The sequence below is a fragment of the Halalkalibacterium halodurans genome, assembly GCF_004376175.1.
Taxonomy (GTDB): Bacteria; Bacillota; Bacilli; order Bacillales; family Bacillaceae_D; genus Halalkalibacterium; species Halalkalibacterium halodurans.
On sequence record NZ_SNUY01000047.1, the window covers coordinates 1 to 19309 of the forward strand.

The 19309-nt window shown below is 46.1% G+C and carries 17 protein-coding genes and 1 riboswitch; all 17 genes read left to right on the forward strand.

The genetic code is table 11. The features are described 5' to 3' along the window. The first annotated feature begins 659 nt into the window (after positions 1 to 659). The gene (locus E2L07_RS14310; RefSeq protein WP_053432401.1) at positions 660 to 2183 is read left to right on the forward strand and encodes a NarK family nitrate/nitrite MFS transporter; all 1524 of its coding nucleotides are present in this window, start codon (positions 660 to 662) and stop codon (positions 2181 to 2183) included. Positions 2184 to 2212: 29 nt separating this feature from the next. Next, positions 2213 to 4636: a nitrite reductase large subunit NirB gene (gene nirB, locus E2L07_RS14315; RefSeq protein ID WP_134229896.1), complete on the forward strand. Its 2424-nt coding sequence runs from the start codon at positions 2213 to 2215 to the stop codon at positions 4634 to 4636. A gap of 12 nt (positions 4637 to 4648) precedes the next feature. Next, the gene (nirD, locus tag E2L07_RS14320) at positions 4649 to 4972 is read left to right on the forward strand and encodes a nitrite reductase small subunit NirD (protein ID WP_053432403.1); all 324 of its coding nucleotides are present in this window, start codon (positions 4649 to 4651) and stop codon (positions 4970 to 4972) included. 36 nt (positions 4973 to 5008) lie between these two features. Continuing rightward, positions 5009 to 7231 carry an assimilatory nitrate reductase catalytic subunit NasC gene (gene nasC / locus E2L07_RS14325; RefSeq protein WP_243854963.1) on the forward strand — a complete coding sequence of 741 codons (2223 nt, stop codon included), beginning with the start codon at positions 5009 to 5011 and terminating at the stop codon, positions 7229 to 7231. Beyond that, positions 7182 to 7826 (forward strand): MOSC domain-containing protein, encoded by a 645-nt coding sequence (locus tag E2L07_RS14330; protein WP_134229898.1) that lies wholly within the window; start codon positions 7182 to 7184, stop codon positions 7824 to 7826. The genes nasC and E2L07_RS14330 overlap by 50 nt, the downstream gene beginning before the upstream one ends. Positions 7827 to 7911: 85 nt before the next feature. After that, the gene (locus E2L07_RS14335; protein ID WP_134229899.1) at positions 7912 to 9009 is read left to right on the forward strand and encodes a type III polyketide synthase; all 1098 of its coding nucleotides are present in this window, start codon (positions 7912 to 7914) and stop codon (positions 9007 to 9009) included. Then, entirely contained in the window at positions 9009 to 9569 is a 561-nt protein-coding gene (locus E2L07_RS14340) for an isoprenylcysteine carboxyl methyltransferase family protein (protein ID WP_134229913.1), read from the forward strand. Before E2L07_RS14335 ends, E2L07_RS14340 begins: the two co-directional genes overlap by 1 nt. A gap of 333 nt (positions 9570 to 9902) precedes the next feature. Then, positions 9903 to 10442 carry a DUF2179 domain-containing protein gene (locus E2L07_RS14345; RefSeq protein WP_010896797.1) on the forward strand — a complete coding sequence of 180 codons (540 nt, stop codon included), beginning with the start codon at positions 9903 to 9905 and terminating at the stop codon, positions 10440 to 10442. A gap of 2 nt (positions 10443 to 10444) precedes the next feature. After that, on the forward strand, positions 10445 to 10642 hold the full coding sequence (locus tag E2L07_RS14350; RefSeq protein WP_134229900.1) for an NETI motif-containing protein: 198 nt from the start codon (positions 10445 to 10447) through the stop codon (positions 10640 to 10642). A gap of 102 nt (positions 10643 to 10744) precedes the next feature. Beyond that, a riboswitch (purine riboswitch) is annotated at positions 10745 to 10846 on the forward strand. A gap of 147 nt (positions 10847 to 10993) precedes the next feature. Further along, entirely contained in the window at positions 10994 to 11479 is a 486-nt protein-coding gene (gene purE / locus E2L07_RS14355; protein ID WP_010896799.1) for a 5-(carboxyamino)imidazole ribonucleotide mutase, read from the forward strand. Beyond that, positions 11476 to 12615 carry a 5-(carboxyamino)imidazole ribonucleotide synthase gene (gene purK, locus E2L07_RS14360; RefSeq protein ID WP_134229901.1) on the forward strand — a complete coding sequence of 380 codons (1140 nt, stop codon included), beginning with the start codon at positions 11476 to 11478 and terminating at the stop codon, positions 12613 to 12615. The genes purE and purK overlap by 4 nt, the downstream gene beginning before the upstream one ends. Before the next feature lie 33 nt (positions 12616 to 12648). Further along, positions 12649 to 13950, forward strand: a complete 1302-nt coding sequence (gene purB, locus E2L07_RS14365; RefSeq protein WP_010896801.1) for an adenylosuccinate lyase — start codon at positions 12649 to 12651, stop codon at positions 13948 to 13950. 57 nt (positions 13951 to 14007) lie between these two features. Then, positions 14008 to 14721: a phosphoribosylaminoimidazolesuccinocarboxamide synthase gene (gene purC / locus E2L07_RS14370; protein ID WP_134229902.1), complete on the forward strand. Its 714-nt coding sequence runs from the start codon at positions 14008 to 14010 to the stop codon at positions 14719 to 14721. Positions 14722 to 14750: 29 nt separating this feature from the next. Next, the gene (gene purS, locus E2L07_RS14375) at positions 14751 to 15005 is read left to right on the forward strand and encodes a phosphoribosylformylglycinamidine synthase subunit PurS (protein WP_010896803.1); all 255 of its coding nucleotides are present in this window, start codon (positions 14751 to 14753) and stop codon (positions 15003 to 15005) included. Beyond that, a complete protein-coding gene (gene purQ, locus E2L07_RS14380) occupies positions 15002 to 15685 on the forward strand; it encodes a phosphoribosylformylglycinamidine synthase subunit PurQ (protein ID WP_010896804.1) in 684 nt (227 codons plus the stop codon). Before purS ends, purQ begins: the two co-directional genes overlap by 4 nt. Beyond that, positions 15669 to 17900, forward strand: coding sequence for a phosphoribosylformylglycinamidine synthase subunit PurL (purL, locus tag E2L07_RS14385; RefSeq protein ID WP_134229903.1), 2232 nt, complete (start codon positions 15669 to 15671; stop codon positions 17898 to 17900). The genes purQ and purL overlap by 17 nt, the downstream gene beginning before the upstream one ends. Next, entirely contained in the window at positions 17876 to 19297 is a 1422-nt protein-coding gene (gene purF, locus E2L07_RS14390) for an amidophosphoribosyltransferase (RefSeq protein ID WP_010896806.1), read from the forward strand. The genes purL and purF overlap by 25 nt, the downstream gene beginning before the upstream one ends. The last annotated feature ends 12 nt before the right edge of the window (positions 19298 to 19309 follow it).

The window sequence follows — 19309 nt, forward strand, 5'->3', positions numbered from 1 at the left end:
CAAGGTCTCATGAGTCTAGCCGAGAGGTATCAAACAAGACGTTGGACTTAAGTGAAACCGCCGTATACGGAACCGTACGTACGGTGGTGTGAGAGGTCGGGGGTTCGTCACCCCCTCCTACTCGATTGTCAAAAAGTAAAATCGTTTCTACAAGGAGGACCAAGAGATTTGCGGAAGCAAGGGAGAGACGGACTGAGCGTATATCAACATACGTGACAGGAGGAACGAGCGTAGCTGACAAAAAAGCGCGCCGGTCATCAAAGGAAAAAGGTGTGCTGAAGAGCGTGAATAAGATCTTTAATCGGAATATGAACTGTGTTTTATTATTAAAAAAGAGCGAAAAGTCCGATCCGATTAAAGGCCATATAGTTATATACTACTAATTTCTACTTATTTAATATTCCCATTCTAATCCAACTTGCTGCGGATTTCGTAAATTTTCAACTATCATTTCCCCTTATTTAAGCATTCAAACACGAGCTAATTTATTGTCGAAAACTCTTCTAACTCATTTGAAGAGTGAATGCTGTTACTGCAATGTAGTAACCGTTTTCAATGATAACCCTGTATTGAAAAAGTCTGTAAGATATCCTCCCAAACTAATTATAATAATCAGATTTTTATGACAAAATGACATCGAAAAGTAAAGGGGGCGCGCAATGAGTCTGGTTGAAATTTTTCGCTTTCGAAATGAGCGAATAAAAATATTGCACCTTACGTGGATCGCATTCTTCATCTCTTTTTTTACTTGGTTTAATATGGCTCCGTTAGCGACGACAATGATGGAATCAATGGATTGGCTAACGCGTGAGCACATAGCGGCTTTAGCCATTATTAACGTTGCGTTGACGATTCCAGCCAGATTAATTATTGGGATGCTGTTAGACAGGTTTGGGCCAAGAATTGTCTACTCTAGTTTGTTAGTTTTAATGGCAATCCCAGCGTTTATGTTCGCATTTGGTGATACGTGGACCCAATTAATGATTTCACGACTGTTGTTAAGTAGCATTGGTGCAAGTTTTGTCGTAGGGATTCGAATGGTGGCAGAGTGGTTTCCACCGAAAGATGTCGGATTTGCGGAAGGTATTTATGGCGGTTGGGGAAACTTCGGTTCAGCTGTAGCGGCTATGGTGTTACCTTGGTTTGCGATTACTATGTTCGGTGGACCAGAAGGTTGGCGCTACGCAATGGCATTTACCGGCGTTGTCTGTTTGATCTATGGAGTGATTTACTATCTGTTCGTGCGGGACACTCCAGAGGGAAAAACTTTTGTTCGAGCTAAACGTACAGGTGCAATGGAAGTGAGTAGCTGGAAAGACTTGATTTGGCTCATTGTTTGGACGATACCATTGCACGCGGCTCTAGGGGTATTGGCTTGGAGATTAGAAGGGATGGGCTTCCTTTCTGAAACCATTCTATACACCATCTATCTCGTATTAGCTGTCGCCCTTGTTTATCAGGTTTACACAATTTTAAAAGTCAATGTTCCATTACTCAAAAAAGGGATCCCTGAAGATGATCGGTACTCATTTAAAAATGTGGCCGCACTAAACAGTACGTACTTTGCGAACTTTGGTGCGGAGTTAGCGATTATCTCCATGTTACCGATGTTCTTTCAGTTAACATTTTCTTTAACCCCCGGCCAAGCAGGGTTAATTGCTTCATCGTTTGCCTTTATTAACTTGTTTGCTAGACCGTTAGGCGGAATACTTTCAGATCGGATGGGCAGTCGCCGAAACATCATGCTCGTCTATATGGCAGGTATTACGATTGGCCTAGTTGGAATGGGATTCATGGATTCAAACTGGCCACTAGTGGTCGCCATCTTAATCACCGTGTTTACATCGGTCTTTATTCAAGGTGCTGAGGGAGCTACATTCGCTGTCATTCCAATGATTAAAAAGAGAATGACCGGTCAGGTTGCTGGAATGGCTGGAGCTTACGGAAATGTAGGGGCGACGATTTACTTAACGTTATACACGTTCGTCACACCACAGCAGTTCTTCTTCATCCTAGCTGGAGGAGCCCTTGCAAGCTTTGTCATATGTTACTTCTGGCTAGAGGAACCGGAGAATTCATTCGCTAGCGAATACGCTCTATCTTCAGTTGATGAACAGGCTGTCCAAGAAGCAGAAGTTAGCGAGGCGGAAGAATCCGTGGTCGTACAAAAGAAAGTGTTATAACAAACAGGATTAAAAGGGGGAGACGCTGTATGAAAGAAAAGTTAGTAGTTGTCGGAAACGGGATGGCAGGAATTCGAACCGTCGAAGAACTTTTTGAAAGAGGCGGACACGAACGGTATGAAGTAACAGTAGTTGGAGAAGAGCCCCACGTAAACTATAACCGAATTCTCCTTTCGTCTGTTCTCGCAAGTGAAGCGAACATGGAGGACATTGAGCTAAACTCATTGGATTGGTATCGCGAAAACGATGTGGCGTTATACCGTTCTGAGAAAGTAACAAAATTAGATCGTAAAAAGAAAGTTGTTTTGACAGATAAAGGACAAAAAATTGCTTATGATAAAGTAATTTTGGCAACTGGCTCCCACCCTTTTATGCTTCCACTACCAGGAAGTGATTTAGAAGGGGTCATTGCCTTTCGAAACATTGAAGACTGTGAAACGATGATCGAAACGGCTAAAAATTATAAAAAGGCGGTTGTCATCGGTGGTGGGTTGCTAGGGATTGAAGCAGCAAGAGGGTTGCTAAACCTAGGGATGGAAGTAGAAGTCGTTCATATTTTTGATTATTTAATGGAGCGCCAACTTGACCGAACCGCTGCAAACATTTTACGCACAGAGCTAGAAAATCAAGGAATGAAGTTTTTGTTAGAAAAACAGACAGAGGCTATCATTGGAAAAGGCCGCGTTGAACGTGTCAAATTTAAGGATGGTACGGAAACAAGGGCAGACCTTGTTGTCATGGCCGTTGGGATTCGTCCGAACCATGAAGTTGCGTCTGCTAGTGGGATTGAGGTTAATCGCGGAATTGTCGTAGATGACTACATGCAAACGAGCGATCCAGATGTCTATGCTGTCGGAGAATGTGCCGAGCATCGCGGGATGGTATACGGTCTTGTAGCTCCATTATGGGAGCAAGGGAAAATTTTGGCCAATGCATTAATGGATAACAAGGATGAGAAGTACGAAGGATCCGTTTTATACTCGAAGTTAAAGGTATCCGGAGTACAAGTGTTTTCAGTTGGAGAATTCCAAGAGCAAGATGATGCCAAGTCTGTCAGCATGCTTGATGAGTTTGCCGGGATCTATAAAAAGATCGTCACACGTGGAGACAAAATTGTCGGCTCGATTTTAGTTGGGGATACGAGCGAAAGCACCATTCTCCTCAATCAAATTATAAAAGGGGTACCTTTTGAAGGGTCACCGATGCAGCTTCTACGCTCTCATGTAGGATCAGCGGATGACGGTGTCTCGGCAGTCTCCATGTTAAGCAACGAAGATCAAGTATGCGGCTGTAACGGGGTGTCGAAGGGTGCTATTATCGATGCGATCAAAACCCAAGGCTGTGCAAGTGTTGCCGATGTAGGCGCATGTACGACAGCAGGTCGCTCATGTGGAACGTGTAAGCCGATGATCGCTGACCTTCTCGCGGAAGAGTTAGGAGAAACGGCGAATGAAAAAGAAACAATGTGTGGCTGTACAGACCTTTCTCATGAAGAAGTCGTTGCAGCGATTCGCGAAAAAGGTCTCACCCATACACGGGAAGTGATGAATGTACTTGGTTGGAAGGAAGAGCATGGCTGTTCAAAGTGCCGACCGGCGATCAATTATTACCTTGCGATGGTACATCCTCTTGAGCACGAGGATGAGCGTGAATCTCGGTTTGTCAATGAGCGCCTCCATGCCAATATCCAAAAAGATGGAACGTACTCAGTCGTTCCGCGAATGTACGGTGGCGTTACCAATCCTGATGAATTAAGACGGATTGCGGATGTAGCGGAAAAATTTAACGTCCCTCTCCTAAAGATTACTGGGGGGCAACGGATTGACTTACTCGGTGTGAAAAAAGAAGACGTTCCAAGCGTCTGGAAAGAGCTCGATATGCCTTCTGGCTATGCGTACGGGAAAGCACTCCGTACAGTCAAGACGTGTGTCGGTGAAGATTTCTGCCGTTTTGGCACGCAGGATTCCATCGGTCTCGGGATTGCGATCGAGAAAAAATTCGAGCGGTTGAATACACCTCATAAAGTGAAAATGGCCGTATCAGCATGTCCGCGAAACTGTGCAGAATCTGGAATCAAAGATGTAGGCATTGTCGGCGTTGAAGGAGCTTGGGAAATTTATGTTGGTGGTAATGGTGGTGCCAGTCTTCGTCTCGGCGATCTGATGTGCCGTGTGAAAACAAGTGAAGAAGTACTTGAAATCATCGGCGCTTTCCTACAATTATATCGCGAAGAAGCTCGCTATTTAGAGCGTACGTCTCATTGGGTTGAGCGAGTGGGACTGGATTATATTAAAGAAACTCTCCTTGAGCATCCAGAAAACCGTAAAGTACTCAACGAGCGGATGGATGAGGCTTTATCTGTGCTTACAGATCCGTGGGAGGAAATTAACAACGATCCTTCTTTGAAAGAAACGTTGTTTGAGGAAAAAGTAGCGGTAGTCACTAGTGAATAAGGGGGTCAAAAGATGAACGTTCAAGCATCAACAAAAACGTATTTTATTGGTAATGTAGACGATTTCCCAGTGAAGTTAGGGAGAGATATCTCGATTGATGGCGTGAAAATGGCCGTGTTTAAATTAGAGAGTGGACAAATCAAAGCCATTCAAAACAAGTGCCCTCACAAAGGGGGACCACTTGCGGAAGGAATTGTATCAGGAGAACATGTTTTTTGCCCACTTCATGATTGGAAAATATCGTTACAGGACGGAATGGTTCAATATCCGGATGAAGGCTGTGTAACGACTTTCAAGACGACAGTGACTGATGGGAAGGTATACGTGCATATGTAAACCTGATTGAAAAAGGGGCGTCTTGCGTTGGAAGAGATGATTCAGTTTTTCCGTGAAAAACAAAAACAACAAGGGAAGGAAGCTAGGTACGATACAAGGTGTCCGTTTTGCAGTGTCCAATGCTCTATGACACTAACTGAGGAAAAGCTAGTGGCAACGAGCCGCTTTAAAGCAATCCCAAATAAACAGGACCCTACATCTGAAGGTAGGCTTTGTATTAAGGGAGTTCATGCCCATCAACATACGGTTCATCGTGAACGCATTCGCCAGCCGTTGGTCAAGACAGGCGGTGCGTTTGTGGAAACATCTTGGGAGGTAGCCCTTGGGCTTATCGCAGAACGATTCAAGCGTCTGCAAAAAAGCTATGGACAAGATGCTGTAGGTGTCTTTGGCGGAGGCTCTCTTACGAATGAAGAAGCCTACCTATTAGGGAAGTTTGCTAGATTAGCCTTAGGGACACGTTACATTGATTACAATGGACGTTACTGCATGAGCTCAGCGGCCGCGGCTGCCAATTTGACGTTTGGTGTGGATCGCGGCCTCACAAATGAACTGCGGGAAGTCGAGGATGCCGAGTGCATCGTGTTAGCAGGGACAAATCTTGCAGAATGCCAACCTACACTAATGCCGTATCTCCGTCGAGCGAAAAAGAACGGAGCGTTTATTATCGTTCTCGATCCTCGGGAAACGGGGACAACGAAAATCGCGAACTTGCATTTGAAACCAAAGCCCGGCACCGATGGGGCGATTGCTGCGGGGATGTTCAAAGTATTGATCGAGGAGGAACTGATCGATCGTACGTTTATTGAAGCACGAACGAATGGGTTTGAGCAAGTGAAGTCGGAGCTGCAAGAGATAGCATTGGCGGAGCTTGCTCTTGCAGCAGGCGTTCCAGAGGAGCAAATTCGTGAAGCAGCGATTCGTTTTGGCGAAGCACAAACAGGCATGATCTTTACGGCACGCGGGGTAGAACAGCAAGCAACTGGAACCGCTGATGTCAGACAATTCCTCCACATTTTATTGGCGACTGGGAAGATCGGTCGCTATGCTTGTGGCTATGGTGCTGTAACGGGTCAAGGAAATGGGCAAGGTGGTCGAGAGCATGGGCAAAAAGCGGATCAGCTTCCAGGGTATCGTTCCATCGAATCGCCTGAAGATCGAGCCTATATTGCGTCGGTATGGAATGTCGAGGAAAAGGATATCCCGCGAAAAGGCGTTTCTGCGTTTGAATTGTTTCAAAAGATTGACCAGCAGGACGTTCGCGGAATGTTTATTATGGGGTCTAACCCAGTCCTCTCAAGTCCTCATGAAAACTTAGTGAAGCGAGCATTGTCTCGATTGGATGTACTAGTTGTAGTCGATATGTTTATCTCAGAAACAGCAGAGTATGCAGATATCATTTTGCCGACAACCTCTTATTTAGAAGATGAAGGTACGATGACAAACTTTGAAGGGCGTGTGGTCCATCGTCCAGGTTCAAAACCGCCTTTTGGAAAAGCGAAGCATGACTGGCAAATTCTCTGTGAATTAGCCGAGGCGTTAGACCGATCTCATGGCTTTCAATTTTCCTCCCCCGAGGAGATTTTCAATGAGCTTTGCCTTGCCTCTAAAGGGGGAAAAGCGGATTACAGCGGACTCTCCTATGAGAAAATCAAAGGGGAAGGTGTCCTTTGGCCATGTCCTACAAAAGAGCATGAAGGAACGGGCCGATTGTTCGAAGACCGCTTTTATACAGAGAATGGACGGGCGCAGTTTGGTTCTGTGCACTGCCCAGTCGATTCGGAAAACGGTGAGTACCCCTTATTGCTCACAACGGGCCGTGTTCTTACTCAATACTTGTCGGGCACACAAACGAGGCGGAGCGATGCGTTATTGTCCAAAGAGCCCGAACCATTCGTTCTTCTCCATCCAGAAACAGCCTCTTCTTATCAAATTCAAGATGAGGATTGGGTAATGGTTCGTTCTCCTTATGGCGAGGCAAAATTGAAAGCAAGGCAGTCAGAAGGAATTCGCGAAGATACTGTGTTCGTGCCGTTCCATTGGGCTGGTTCTGTATCGATCAACCATGTTGTCGCACCAGAGCTTGATCCAACATCACGCATGCCTGCCTTTAAGCGAACGAAGGTGCAATTAATGAAAATAATTGAAGAAAAAGGCGAGAGTTGGTATTCTGGACAAAAGAACGATAGACAGGAGTCTGAGAATACCGATGACATACTCGATCCAGTCCATTCAGGTGGGGTTGCCAAAAACCGTTGATTACAAAGGGAAGGAAGTCACCACAAGCATCTTTAAGGAGCCGGTTACGGGTCCCGTCAAGCTTATGAAAACAGGCGTCGAAGGAGATCAGCAGGCCGATTTGATCAATCACGGCGGTGTAGATAAAGCTGTTTGCGTCTATCCGCTTGATCATTATTCTTATTGGGGGGATAAGCTCGGTGGAAGCTTGGGGCCTGCTGCATTCGGTGAGAATTTGACAGTTATCGCGCTGACGGAAGAGCAAGCTCATATTGGTGATACGTTCCGAGTGGGAGAGGCTCTCGTACAAGTGAGCCAGCCGCGCATGCCGTGCTTTAAGTTAAATGTAAAGCATGGGGTGACAAAATTTCCGTTATGGATTCAAGAAACGGGATGGAGTGGCTTTTACTTACGTGTTCTTGAAGAAGGAAATGTGCGTGTAGGGGATACCTTTTCTCTCGTCGATCGTGTCGAGGGTCACCCGACTGTTCTAGAGGTCAACCAATTGTATTATCCAAAGGACATCAATAAAGAGCAGCTTAGACGAATGAGTCAATTACCGGAATTAGCAGATGCTTGGAAAAAGGCATTTAGCAAAAAGCTAGCAAACGCATGACAAAAAGTCATGCGTTTTTTGCATGATGTGCCTCATTTTGGAAATCATAACCGGTATGATGTACCTCAGAGGTAGGTGACCAAAAATGGCGTCGATTGTATCGGTGAGCAGCTATCCGCCCCCTTATTTATTGAAACAAGAGACAACGACTGAATTTGCGAAGGAGCTGTTTCAAGAAGATTTTCGTGACATTGAGCGCTTATTAAAATCATTTTCGAACGGGCAAATCGAAGAGCGACAGTTTGCTGTTCCTCTCGATTGGTTTCGTCAGGATCATTCTCTACAAGAAAAAAATGATACCTACATAAAGCTGGCAACGATGTTTAGTGTAGAGGTCGTTCGTCAGTGTCTCCAATCGAACGTTTTTTTGAAAAAGCCAGTAGCGGAGGAGGAAATCGATACGATTGTCTTTGTGTCGAGCTCTGGGATGGCTACCCCAAGCATTGAAGCAAGAATGATGAATGAGCTACCATTCTCTCCTCATACGAAACGGGTCCCAATGTGGGGACTCGGTTGTGCCGGTGGAGCTGCTGGGATGAGCCGGGCCTATGAATATTGCCGCGCGTTTCCGCGAGCGAATGTACTCGTCGTTTGTGTCGAGCTTTGCAGTCTCACGTTTCAACGCCAAGATCGGACCAAAAGCAATTTAATTGGAGCATCCCTTTTTTCTGATGGTGTTGCGTGTGCCCTAGTGAGCGGCGATGAATCTGACGTTCTTGGGCGGATGAAAATGCCAACGCGGCCATTAATCCTAGGCTCCTCTTCTACACTCATGCCAGATTCGGAACAAGTGATGGGCTGGGATGTGAAGGATACAGGCCTCCATGTCGTGTTTTCCCGAGATATTCCGAACATTATTCGCCACTGGCTCAGGCCTAATGTGGAGCGCTTTTTGGAGACGTATCGACTGTCCTTGGAACAAATTGAGGCTTTTATCGCCCACCCAGGAGGACGAAAGGTGTTGGAAGCTTATGAAGAAGCGCTGTCCTTTTCAGACGAGATGACGGAGTATTCCCGTGACATTTTACGCCATCATGGTAACATGTCATCCCCTACGGTATTGTACGTTCTTGAAAAATTTATGAAGGATACGAGAGATCCTGGACAATATGGATTAATGGCAGCACTAGGGCCAGGGTTCTGCTCTGAATTAGTGCTTATACAATGGGAGGCGGTTCATTGATGATATGGGTGTATGCATTCATTAGCTTAGTCATTGTGCAACGGCTGGTGGAAGTGGGATTAGCGAATCAAAATGCTAAATGGATCCGGTCAAAAGGGGGATATGAGGTTGGACAGACACATTACAAATATTTAGTACTGCTTCATGGCTTCTTTTTTGTGTCGTTAATAACGGAGGTGACGATTAAAGGTGTCGCATTCGATCTTTGGTCGGCGATTCCCTTTGCATGGTTTCTTTTTGCGCAAATCTTACGGCTATGGGCGTTATCCTCACTCGGTCGATTTTGGAACACAAGAATCATGATTCTACCCGATGCGAATGTGATCGCAAGTGGTCCGTATCGTTACATCAAGCATCCGAATTATGCGGTCGTCATTATTGAGATTGCTATGCTCCCTCTATTCTTTAAAGCTTATATGACAGCGTTTCTATTTTCCCTACTTAATGCCATTGTGCTTTACATACGAATCCATACGGAAGAAGAAGCATTACAAGCAGCAACGAACTATGAAGCTGTTTTCGAAGGAAAAGCCCGATTCACCCCGAAGTTGGATGAATAAAGAGGATAACCTTGTTTTTCTTGGTCATCCTCTTTTCATCCTACCACTCGATTTTGGCGATTAACTCCTCATAGATGCCCACCTCACCATACCTTGTTTCTGATGTTTTGCTTTTTAACTGTACCGATGCTATCTCTTTTTCAACTTTAGCAAAAAAAGTCATTTTTTGAAGAGGGAATCTCGCATGTTTCTCTTTTCAAACGAAAGGGAAACGTGCTATCCTTTACGAGAATTTTGAATTTCTTGCCCGATCGGCAAGCCGTACGTTAAGGAAAGTAAAACGTAAGCTTACGCAAGAGGACAAGATTTTCTAATGAAAATGAGGGATGCGGGATGGTTTCTTTTTTCATGGAGCATGCGCTGACGATGATCTTGATTATTCTCATTATCAATGTCGTGTATGTCACCCTTTTTACAGTGCGAATGATTTTCACCTTAAAAAATCAACGTTATCTAGCGGCTACTGTTAGTATGATTGAGATTATTGTTTACGTACTTGGATTAAGCCTTGTGCTGGACAACTTGGATCGTATTGAAAATTTAATCGCGTATGCGGTCGGCTATGGAATCGGTGTAATCACTGGGATGAAGGTGGAAGAGAAGCTAGCCCTCGGTTATATTACGGTCAATGTGATTACGAAGGAGTATGAGCCGGACATTCCGAATACGTTGCGTGATAAAGGCTACGGAGTGACAAACTGGGTTGCCTATGGGCGGGAAGGAGAGCGGCTCATGATGGAGATCCTCACCTCTCGTAAATCGGAAGCTGACTTGTATGCCACGATTAAAAAGCTGGATCCAAAAGCATTTATTATTTCCCATGAGCCGAAAACATTCTTTGGCGGATTTTGGGTCAAAGGGATTCGGAGGTAACGATGACAAAAAAGAAGAAGCAGCGATTTGAAGTCGGTGAGCATGAAACGATTGCCGAATGCTTGGCGCGAATGGAAAAGGCGGGATATGTACCTATTAGACGAATGGAAAAGCCCGTTTTTGAGGAGAAAAGCATAGGTGGCAACAAGGAGTACGCCCCTGTCCGCCAGCAAATTGTTTTTGAAGGGCAATTGAAGTAAAAACGAACATTGATATATAGAAAACAAATATTGTTCGAGTTTTGTTGACAAGATAAGCATTTGCCTGTAAGATTAACGTACATTGAGTTAAATTACGAAAAACGTTCTTTATATAAAGTACCTCATATAATCTTGGGAATATGGCCCAAAAGTTTCTACCTGCTGACCGTAAATCGGCGGACTATGGGGAAAGATTTTGGATCTTCTGCTTTTGAATAAAGGCGTGCCGACCAAGTTAGTAGGTTGCGTTCTTTTTTATGTTCAAAAAGCGCGGAATGAGCGATCTTTCTCTAAGGAATTCGCTTGTCCTGCGCTATTTTTATTTCAAGGGAGAATACAGGAGGGTTAGTCATGGAGCCAGTCGTTGGCGTCATCATGGGAAGTACATCCGATTGGGAGACGATGCAGCACGCATGTGAAATACTCGAAGAATTAGAGGTACCGTACGAAAAAAAAGTCGTGTCAGCCCACCGTACACCTGATTTAATGTTTCAATATGCAGAAACCGCACAGGAACGCGGGTTGAAGGTGATTATCGCAGGTGCTGGAGGAGCTGCTCATCTTCCAGGGATGGTAGCGGCCAAAACGGTCGTTCCTGTCATTGGGGTGCCGGTTCAATCAAAGGCACTGAACGGGCTTGACTCATTACTTTCAATCGTACAAATGCCGGGCGGTGTTCCGGTTGCGACCGTTGCGATTGGAAAAGCTGGAGCCACAAACGCGGGGCTACTGGCGGCGCAAATGATCGGTGCCTTTGATCATCAAGTGGCTGAGCGAGTTCGCCTGCGCCGTGAAAAAGTGGAACAAGCTGTGCTGGAAAGTAGTGAATCGCTATGACGATCATTGAACCTGGAAAGACGATAGGTATCCTTGGTGGCGGTCAGCTAGGACGGATGATGGCGCTAGCAGCTCGAGCGATGGGCTATCGCATCGCCGTGCTGGACCCTAATCCAGATGGGCCATGTGCCCAAGTGGCTGATGTGGTGATTGAAGCCGCGTACGATGACATGGAAGCTGCGAAAAAACTCGTCAGTGTATCAGATGTGGTCACATATGAGTTTGAAAATGTGAACTTAGACGTAGCCAATTATATTGAACAAAAAGGCTGCTTACCGCAAGGGGCGAACTTGTTGCGAGTCACTCAGCATCGGGCGGTCGAAAAAGAGACCATAACTACTCTCGGTTTACCTGTCGCACCGTACAAATATGTAAACGAAGCGCCTGATTTTATCGAACTGGCACAAACAATTGGCTTTCCAGCCGTGTTAAAAACGTGCCGGGGTGGCTATGATGGCAAAGGCCAACGGGTTGTTCGTACGGTCGATGAGCTCAAAAGCGCTTACGATGAATTGAAGCTAGCTGGGGAACTCGTGTTGGAGGCTTGGGTACCATTTGACAAAGAAATCTCTGTGATCGTCGCCCGAAACGAGCGAAATGACACGAAAACATTCCCGGTAGCGGAAAACATTCACGAGGCGAATATTCTTCACCAGTCGATTGTTCCAGCAAGGATTGGGGATGATCTGAGAGATAAAGCCGAGCAGCTTGCGATTCGCTTAGCGGAAGGGCTAAATTTAATCGGTACGCTCGCCGTGGAAATGTTCGTCACAACGAGTGGGGACATTTATATTAACGAACTTGCCCCGCGCCCGCACAATTCGGGACACTACACGATTGAAGCCTGCGAAACATCACAGTTTGAACAGCACGTTCGTGCCATCTGTGGTTGGCCTCTAGGTCATGTAGGACTGTATAAACCAGTTGTGATGGGGAATTTATTAGGAGAGCACTTACCTGGTGTCTTGAATGAAATCAGTGAGATGAAGGATGCGAAACTCCACCTTTATGGAAAGGCGGAAGCCAAAGAAAAAAGAAAAATGGGGCATATCACCGTCCTTGCTGATGATCTGAACAGAGCCATTGACCGGGTAGGACAGATCCAAGAAAAGGCTTGTGCTAAAATAGGCTCGTAGAAACGACAAATTTGGAGTGGAGGCTGTAAATCAATGATTGAACGGTATACTCGTCCTGAGATGGGAGCAATTTGGACAGAAGAAAATCGCTATCAGGCATGGCTAGAAGTAGAGATTGTTGCCTGTGAAGCATGGGCGGAGCTTGGAGAGATTCCGAAAGAGGACGTAAAGAAAATCCGCGAACATGCCAGCTTTGATGTGGAGCGAATTTTGGAAATTGAGCAGGAAACTCGCCACGATGTGGTGGCGTTTACCCGTGCAGTATCCGAAACGCTAGGAGAAGAGAGAAAATGGGTTCATTATGGGTTAACGTCAACAGATGTCGTAGATACAGCGCTATCCTACTTGCTGAAGCAAGCAAATGAAATTATTGAGGCCGATCTTGTCAGATTTCTTGACATCTTAAAAGAGAAGGCATTAGAGCACAAGTATACGGTAATGATGGGACGGACACATGGCGTTCACGCAGAGCCTACTACGTTCGGGTTAAAGCTCGCTCTCTGGTATGAAGAAATGAAGCGCAACCTTGAGCGTTTTCGTCTTGCAGCAGAAGGCGTTCGTGTTGGTAAGCTTTCAGGAGCGGTCGGAACGTACGCAAACATTGATCCATTTGTAGAGCAGTATGTTTGCGAAAAGCTAGGTCTTGAGCGGGCTCCAATTTCAACGCAAACACTTCAACGGGATCGCCATGCAGAATATATGGCGACGTTGGCCCTTATCGCCACTTCGATTGAGAAGTTCGCTGTTGAAATTCGCGGGTTGCAAAAATCTGAAACGAGAGAAGTAGAGGAATATTTTGCGAAGGGACAAAAAGGGTCATCGGCTATGCCACACAAGCGCAATCCGATTGGATCTGAAAATATGACAGGGATCGCCCGTGTCGTCCGCGGCCATATGCTTGCGGCCTATGAAAATGTTCCCCTTTGGCATGAGCGGGACATTTCCCATTCCTCTGCTGAACGGATCATTTTACCAGATGCGACGATTGCTATTAATTACATGTTAAACCGATTCGGAAACATCGTGAAAAACTTAACCGTATTCCCTGAAAACATGAAGCGTAATATGACACGTACGTATGGTCTTATCTACTCGCAAAGAGTGTTGCTTTCTTTGATCGACAAAGGGATGGTACGGGAAGAAGCATACGATCTTGTCCAACCGAAGGCAATGGAAGCGTGGGAAAAAGGCGTTCAGTTCCGTGAATTGGTTGAGCAAGAGGAACGGATTACGTCTGTTTTATCACCTGAAGAAATAGAAGCATGCTTTGACTACAACCACCATTTAAAACATGTGGACACGATCTTTGAGCGTCTCGGCTTAACAAACGAATAAAGGGGCAGGTAGCTGCCCTTTTTCAATGATTCCCAATCTTCCAAAGAAGGTGAAATTATGGAAAAGCATGACCTTTTATATGAAGGTAAGGCAAAGAAAATTTATCGGACCGACGAAGAAGGGCTCCTTTGGGTCGAGTATAAAAATAGCGCGACCGCTTTCAACGGGGAGAAGAAAGCTTCAATCGAAGGGAAAGCTCGATTGAACAATGAAATCTCCTCGCTCATTTTCTCCTATCTCAAGGAACAGGGAGTCGACTCTCATTTCGTCAAACGCTTATCAGAAACGGAACAGCTCATCCATCAGGTGACGATTATCCCCCTTGAAGTGGTCGTCCGAAACGTGATCGCCGGTAGCTTGGCGAAACGGATCGGAATCGAGGAGGGCACACCGTTAGAAAAACCGTTAGTCGAGTTTTACTACAAAGATGACGATCTAGGTGACCCCCTTGTCACAGAGGATCATATTGCGATTTTGCAAGCAGCGACGAAAGAACAAGTAGACATTTTGAAAGTGAAGGCGATCGTAGTGAATGATGCGCTCACGACTTTCTTTGCAGGAATCGGGGTAAAGCTCGTTGACTTCAAGCTAGAATTTGGCGTAACAGCAGATGGTGCCATTTTACTAGCGGATGAAATCTCCCCAGATACATGCCGATTATGGGATGCGAAGACTGGAGAGCGATTTGATAAAGATTTATTTAGACGAAATCTAGGAAACTTGCAAGACGGCTATGAACAAATTTTAACGCGAATTGAACAAAAGGCGTAACGCGCCGAAATTGAAATAGGAGGCTCATCATGTACAAAGTAAAAGTATATGTCACCCTGAAAGAAAGTGTCCTCGATCCTCAAGGGAGTGCCGTACAAAAATCACTTCATGCATTATCATTCACAGAAGTGAACGAGGTTCGAATTGGAAAATATATGGAGTTAACATTAGAAAAAGGAGAAGGCGATCTTGACGAGCGTATCCATGACATGTGTCAAAAGCTCCTCGCCAACACCGTGATTGAAGATTATCGCTACGAAGTGGAGGAGGTTATCCCGTCATGAAGTTTGCTGTCATCGTATTTCCAGGATCCAACTGTGACGCTGACATGTATCATGCCGTGAAAGACGCTTTAGGTGAAGAGGTCGACTACCTTTGGCATACTGAAACGAGCGTTGAAGGCTATGATGCGATTTTACTACCTGGGGGTTTCTCATACGGTGACTACCTCCGTTCAGGCTCCATCGCTCGCTTTTCTCCGATTATGGAGGATGTGATTCGCGCGGCGAACGAAGGCGTCCCTGTGCTCGGCGTGTGCAACGGATTTCAAGTATTGTTAGAAGCAGGGCTCCTGCCTGGCGCGATGCTTCGCAACGAAAAGCTGACGTTTATTTGTAAACCGGTTGAGCTTGAAGTACAAAACAACGACACTTTCTTTACCTCAGAGTATGAGCAAGGGGAAACGATTACGATTCCAGTAGCCCATGGAGAGGGGAACTATTATTGTGATGATGAAACACTCAAGCAGCTTGAGGCGAACAACCAAGTCGTGTTTCGCTATACCGATCGTGTGAATGGCTCACGTAACCACATTGCCGGCATCGTCAATAAAGCAGGTAATGTTTTAGGTATGATGCCACACCCAGAGCGAGCAGTCGAGCAGCTTGTGGGCGGCGAAGACGGTCTGCGCTTATTTAAATCGATTTTACGAAATTGGAGGGAATCCCATGTCGTTACACCGTGAACCTACGGCAATCGAAGTGAAAGAACAGAAAATTTACCGAGAAATGGGCTTAACTGATGAGGAGTTTGCCCTTGTTGAATCCATTCTTGGACGCTTGCCGAACTATACGGAGACGGGACTTTTCTCCGTCATGTGGTCAGAGCACTGTAGCTACAAAAATTCGAAAGTGCTACTGAAAAAATTCCCGATTGATGGCGATAAGGTGCTTCAAGGACCTGGAGAAGGTGCGGGGATCATTGATATTGGCGACGAACAAGCAGTCGTATTTAAAATTGAGAGCCATAATCATCCATCGGCGATTGAGCCATACCAAGGAGCAGCAACAGGCGTTGGTGGGATATTGCGAGATGTGTTTTCCATGGGGGCTCGTCCAATTTCGTTACTAAACTCATTACGTTTCGGAGAATTGACATCACCGAAAGTCCGCTATTTATTTGAAGAAGTTGTCGCTGGAATTGCCGGCTATGGAAACTGTGTTGGAGTCCCAACAGTTGGCGGTGAAGTGCAGTTTGACCCATGCTATGAAGGAAATCCCCTCGTGAATGCGATGTGTGTCGGGTTGATCGACCATAAAGATATTCAAAAAGGGCAAGCAAAAGGTGTTGGCAACACGGTCATGTACGTCGGTGCAAGCACGGGCCGCGATGGAATTCACGGTGCTACGTTTGCTTCTGAGGAATTAAGCGAAGCTTCGGAAGAGAAGCGTCCAGCTGTCCAAGTGGGCGATCCGTTCATGGAGAAGCTCCTCCTTGAAGCGTGTCTTGAACTTATCAAATCAGATGCCCTTGTTGGAATTCAAGACATGGGTGCCGCTGGGTTAACGTCATCTTCAGCGGAGATGGCAAGTAAAGCAGGCTCCGGTATTGAGATGAATTTGGATCATGTTCCTCAGCGTGAAAAAGGAATGACGCCATACGAAATGATGCTTTCCGAGTCGCAAGAGCGCATGCTAATCGTCGTCAAAAAAGGTCGAGAGCAAGAGATTAAAGATATCGTTGCCCATTGGGGATTACATGCAGTTGAAGTTGGTCAAGTGACCGACGATAAGAAGTTGCGCCTTCTACACAAAGGCGAAGTTGTCGCCGATGTTCCAGTTGATGCGTTGGCAGAGGATGCACCTGTCTATCATAAACCGTCGAAGGTTCCTGCGTATTATGAAGCGTTCCAAAGCGAGAAAACGCAATGGATTCCAACAATCGCAGAAGTGAAAGATACGTTGCTGTCCCTTTTACAGCAGCCAACGATCGCCAGCAAAGAGTGGGTTTACGAGCAATACGACTACATGGTTCAGACAAATACGGTCGTAAGTCCAGGCTCGGATGCGGCAGTGGTACGGATTCGCGGAACGAAAAAAGCATTAGCAATGACAACGGACTGTAACTCTCGCTACCTTTTCCTTGACCCAGAAGTAGGTGGAAAGATTGCCATCGCTGAAGCAGCCCGCAATATCGTCTGCTCAGGCGGCGTTCCGTTAGGAGTGACAGATTGCCTGAACTACGGAAACCCTGAGAAACCAGAAATTTTCTGGCAGCTAGAGAAATCAACAGATGGGATGAGTGAAGCTTGTCGTGAGTTAGGAACACCAGTCATCGGCGGGAATGTGTCGCTTTATAATGAAACGAACGGTGTCGCCGTGTATCCAACACCCGTTATCGGCATGGTCGGTCTTATTGAAGATGTGGGCCATATTACGACTCAAGCCTTCAAAAAAGCAGGCGACTTGATTTATGTAATCGGCGAAGCGAAAGCTGAATTCGGTGGTAGTGAATTGCAAAAGTTAGTGAACGGCGAAATTTCAGGAAAAGCACCAGCTATTGATTTAGCGGTTGAGAAGAAAAGACAGGAGCAATTGCTTGAAGCGATTCGAGCAGGTGCTGTCGCTTCTGCCCATGATATAGCAGAGGGTGGCCTAGCTGTTGCGCTAGCGGAGTCCATGATGGGAGAAGCTGTAGGTGCGGATGTTGTCATTGATGGTGAATGGACGACGGAATTGTTTGCAGAATCTCAGTCTCGTTTCCTAGTCTCTGTTCCGAAAGAGAAGCAAGCCATTTTTGAATCATTAGTGGAGGACGCGATTCATCTTGGGCAAGTGACAGACCATCCTCAATTAAACATTCAGGATGTAAACGGCGCTCAAGTCCTGCAAGCGAGTGTAAATGAAATGCTCGAAGCTTGGAAAGGAGCTATCCCATGTTTGCTGAAATCAAAGGCTTAAACGAAGAATGTGGTGTGTTTGCGATTTGGGGTCATGAAGATGCGGCACAAGTAGCTTATTACGGCTTGCACAGCCTCCAACATCGCGGGCAAGAAGGCGCTGGAATCGTTGTGACAGATGGCCATCAACTGTCGGTTCACAAAGGACTCGGTTTAGTTAATGATGTCTTTAATCCTGATATTTTTGATTCGTTAAAAGGGAAAGCAGCTGTCGGTCACGTTCGCTATGCGACGGCAGGAGGCGGGGGCTATGCTAACGTTCAGCCCCTTGTCTTCCGTTCACAGATTGGTAGCCTTGCGATCGCCCATAACGGAAATCTCGTCAATGCGAACCATTTAAAAAATCAATTGGAGAATCAGGGAAGTATTTTTCAATCAACGTCCGATACAGAAGTGCTCGCCCATCTCATTAAGCGAAGCGGATATCACCATATTCGGGAGCAGTTGAAAAGCTCGCTCTCCATGCTTAAAGGAGCCTATGCCTTTGCGGTGATGACGGAACGTGAGCTCATGGTCGCACTTGATCCGAATGGTTTGCGCCCCCTTTCCATCGGTCGATTGGGAGAAGCCTACGTCGTTGCCTCTGAAACATGTGCCTTTGACGTCATCGGTGCTGAATATGTGCGTGAAGTGGAGCCTGGGGAGCTCGTGACGATTAACGACGACGGTCTTACGTCAGAGCGGTTTGTAGGCGAAGCGGCCCGTGCCATTTGTAGCATGGAGTATGTTTACTTCGCACGTCCTGATAGCAACGTGGACACGATCAATGTTCATACAGCTCGGAAAAATTTAGGGAAGCAACTCGCGATTGAAGCTCCAGTAGAAGCAGATGTCGTGACGGGAGTACCTGATTCCAGTATCTCAGCGGCGATTGGTTATGCTGAGCAGTCAGGGATTCCGTATGAGTTAGGCTTAATCAAAAATCGCTATGTAGGACGAACGTTTATTCAGCCGTCCCAAGCGTTGCGCGAACAAGGAGTCAAGATGAAGCTTTCCGCTGTACGTGGAGTTGTGGAAGGAAAGCGTGTCGTTATGATTGATGACTCCATCGTACGTGGGACGACGAGCCGGCGAATTGTCAATATGCTGCGTGAAGCGGGAGCGAAAGAGGTGCATGTTCGCATTAGTGCGCCACCGATTAAGCATCCGTGCTTTTATGGGATCGATACGTCAACAAAAGAAGAGTTAATTGCAGCCACTCATTCGATTGAAGAGATGCGCAAGCAAATGGGGGCAGACTCGTTATCCTTTTTAAGCTTAGAAGGTCTTGTCAAAGGGGTTGGCCGTTCAAATGAAGTGTCTTCATGCGGACAATGTTTAGCGTGCTTTACCGGGCAATACCCAACGGAAATTTATCCTGATACACTTCATCCACACGACAAGCTTTTACCGGTATAGGAGGTCCAGACC

Bases quoted from the DNA above. Each gene is read 5' to 3' on its own strand.
- E2L07_RS14335 (WP_134229899.1), top strand. From the start codon at position 7,912: ATGGCGTCGATTGTATCGGTGAGCAGCTATCCGCCCCCTTATTTATTG.
- purL (WP_134229903.1), top strand. From the start codon at position 15,669: ATGTCGTTACACCGTGAACCTACGGCAATCGAAGTGAAAGAACAGAAA.
- E2L07_RS14330 (WP_134229898.1), top strand. From the start codon at position 7,182: ATGACATACTCGATCCAGTCCATTCAGGTGGGGTTGCCAAAAACCGTT.
- E2L07_RS14345 (WP_010896797.1), top strand. From the start codon at position 9,903: ATGGTTTCTTTTTTCATGGAGCATGCGCTGACGATGATCTTGATTATT.
- purS (WP_010896803.1), top strand. From the start codon at position 14,751: ATGTACAAAGTAAAAGTATATGTCACCCTGAAAGAAAGTGTCCTCGAT.
- purE (WP_010896799.1), top strand. From the start codon at position 10,994: ATGGAGCCAGTCGTTGGCGTCATCATGGGAAGTACATCCGATTGGGAG.
- purF (WP_010896806.1), top strand. From the start codon at position 17,876: ATGTTTGCTGAAATCAAAGGCTTAAACGAAGAATGTGGTGTGTTTGCG.
- purQ (WP_010896804.1), top strand. From the start codon at position 15,002: ATGAAGTTTGCTGTCATCGTATTTCCAGGATCCAACTGTGACGCTGAC.
- E2L07_RS14350 (WP_134229900.1), top strand. From the start codon at position 10,445: ATGACAAAAAAGAAGAAGCAGCGATTTGAAGTCGGTGAGCATGAAACG.
- purK (WP_134229901.1), top strand. From the start codon at position 11,476: ATGACGATCATTGAACCTGGAAAGACGATAGGTATCCTTGGTGGCGGT.
- nirB (WP_134229896.1), top strand. From the start codon at position 2,213: ATGAAAGAAAAGTTAGTAGTTGTCGGAAACGGGATGGCAGGAATTCGA.
- purB (WP_010896801.1), top strand. From the start codon at position 12,649: ATGATTGAACGGTATACTCGTCCTGAGATGGGAGCAATTTGGACAGAA.
- E2L07_RS14310 (WP_053432401.1), top strand. From the start codon at position 660: ATGAGTCTGGTTGAAATTTTTCGCTTTCGAAATGAGCGAATAAAAATA.
- purC (WP_134229902.1), top strand. From the start codon at position 14,008: ATGGAAAAGCATGACCTTTTATATGAAGGTAAGGCAAAGAAAATTTAT.
- E2L07_RS14340 (WP_134229913.1), top strand. From the start codon at position 9,009: ATGATATGGGTGTATGCATTCATTAGCTTAGTCATTGTGCAACGGCTG.
- nasC (WP_243854963.1), top strand. From the start codon at position 5,009: ATGATTCAGTTTTTCCGTGAAAAACAAAAACAACAAGGGAAGGAAGCT.
- nirD (WP_053432403.1), top strand. From the start codon at position 4,649: ATGAACGTTCAAGCATCAACAAAAACGTATTTTATTGGTAATGTAGAC.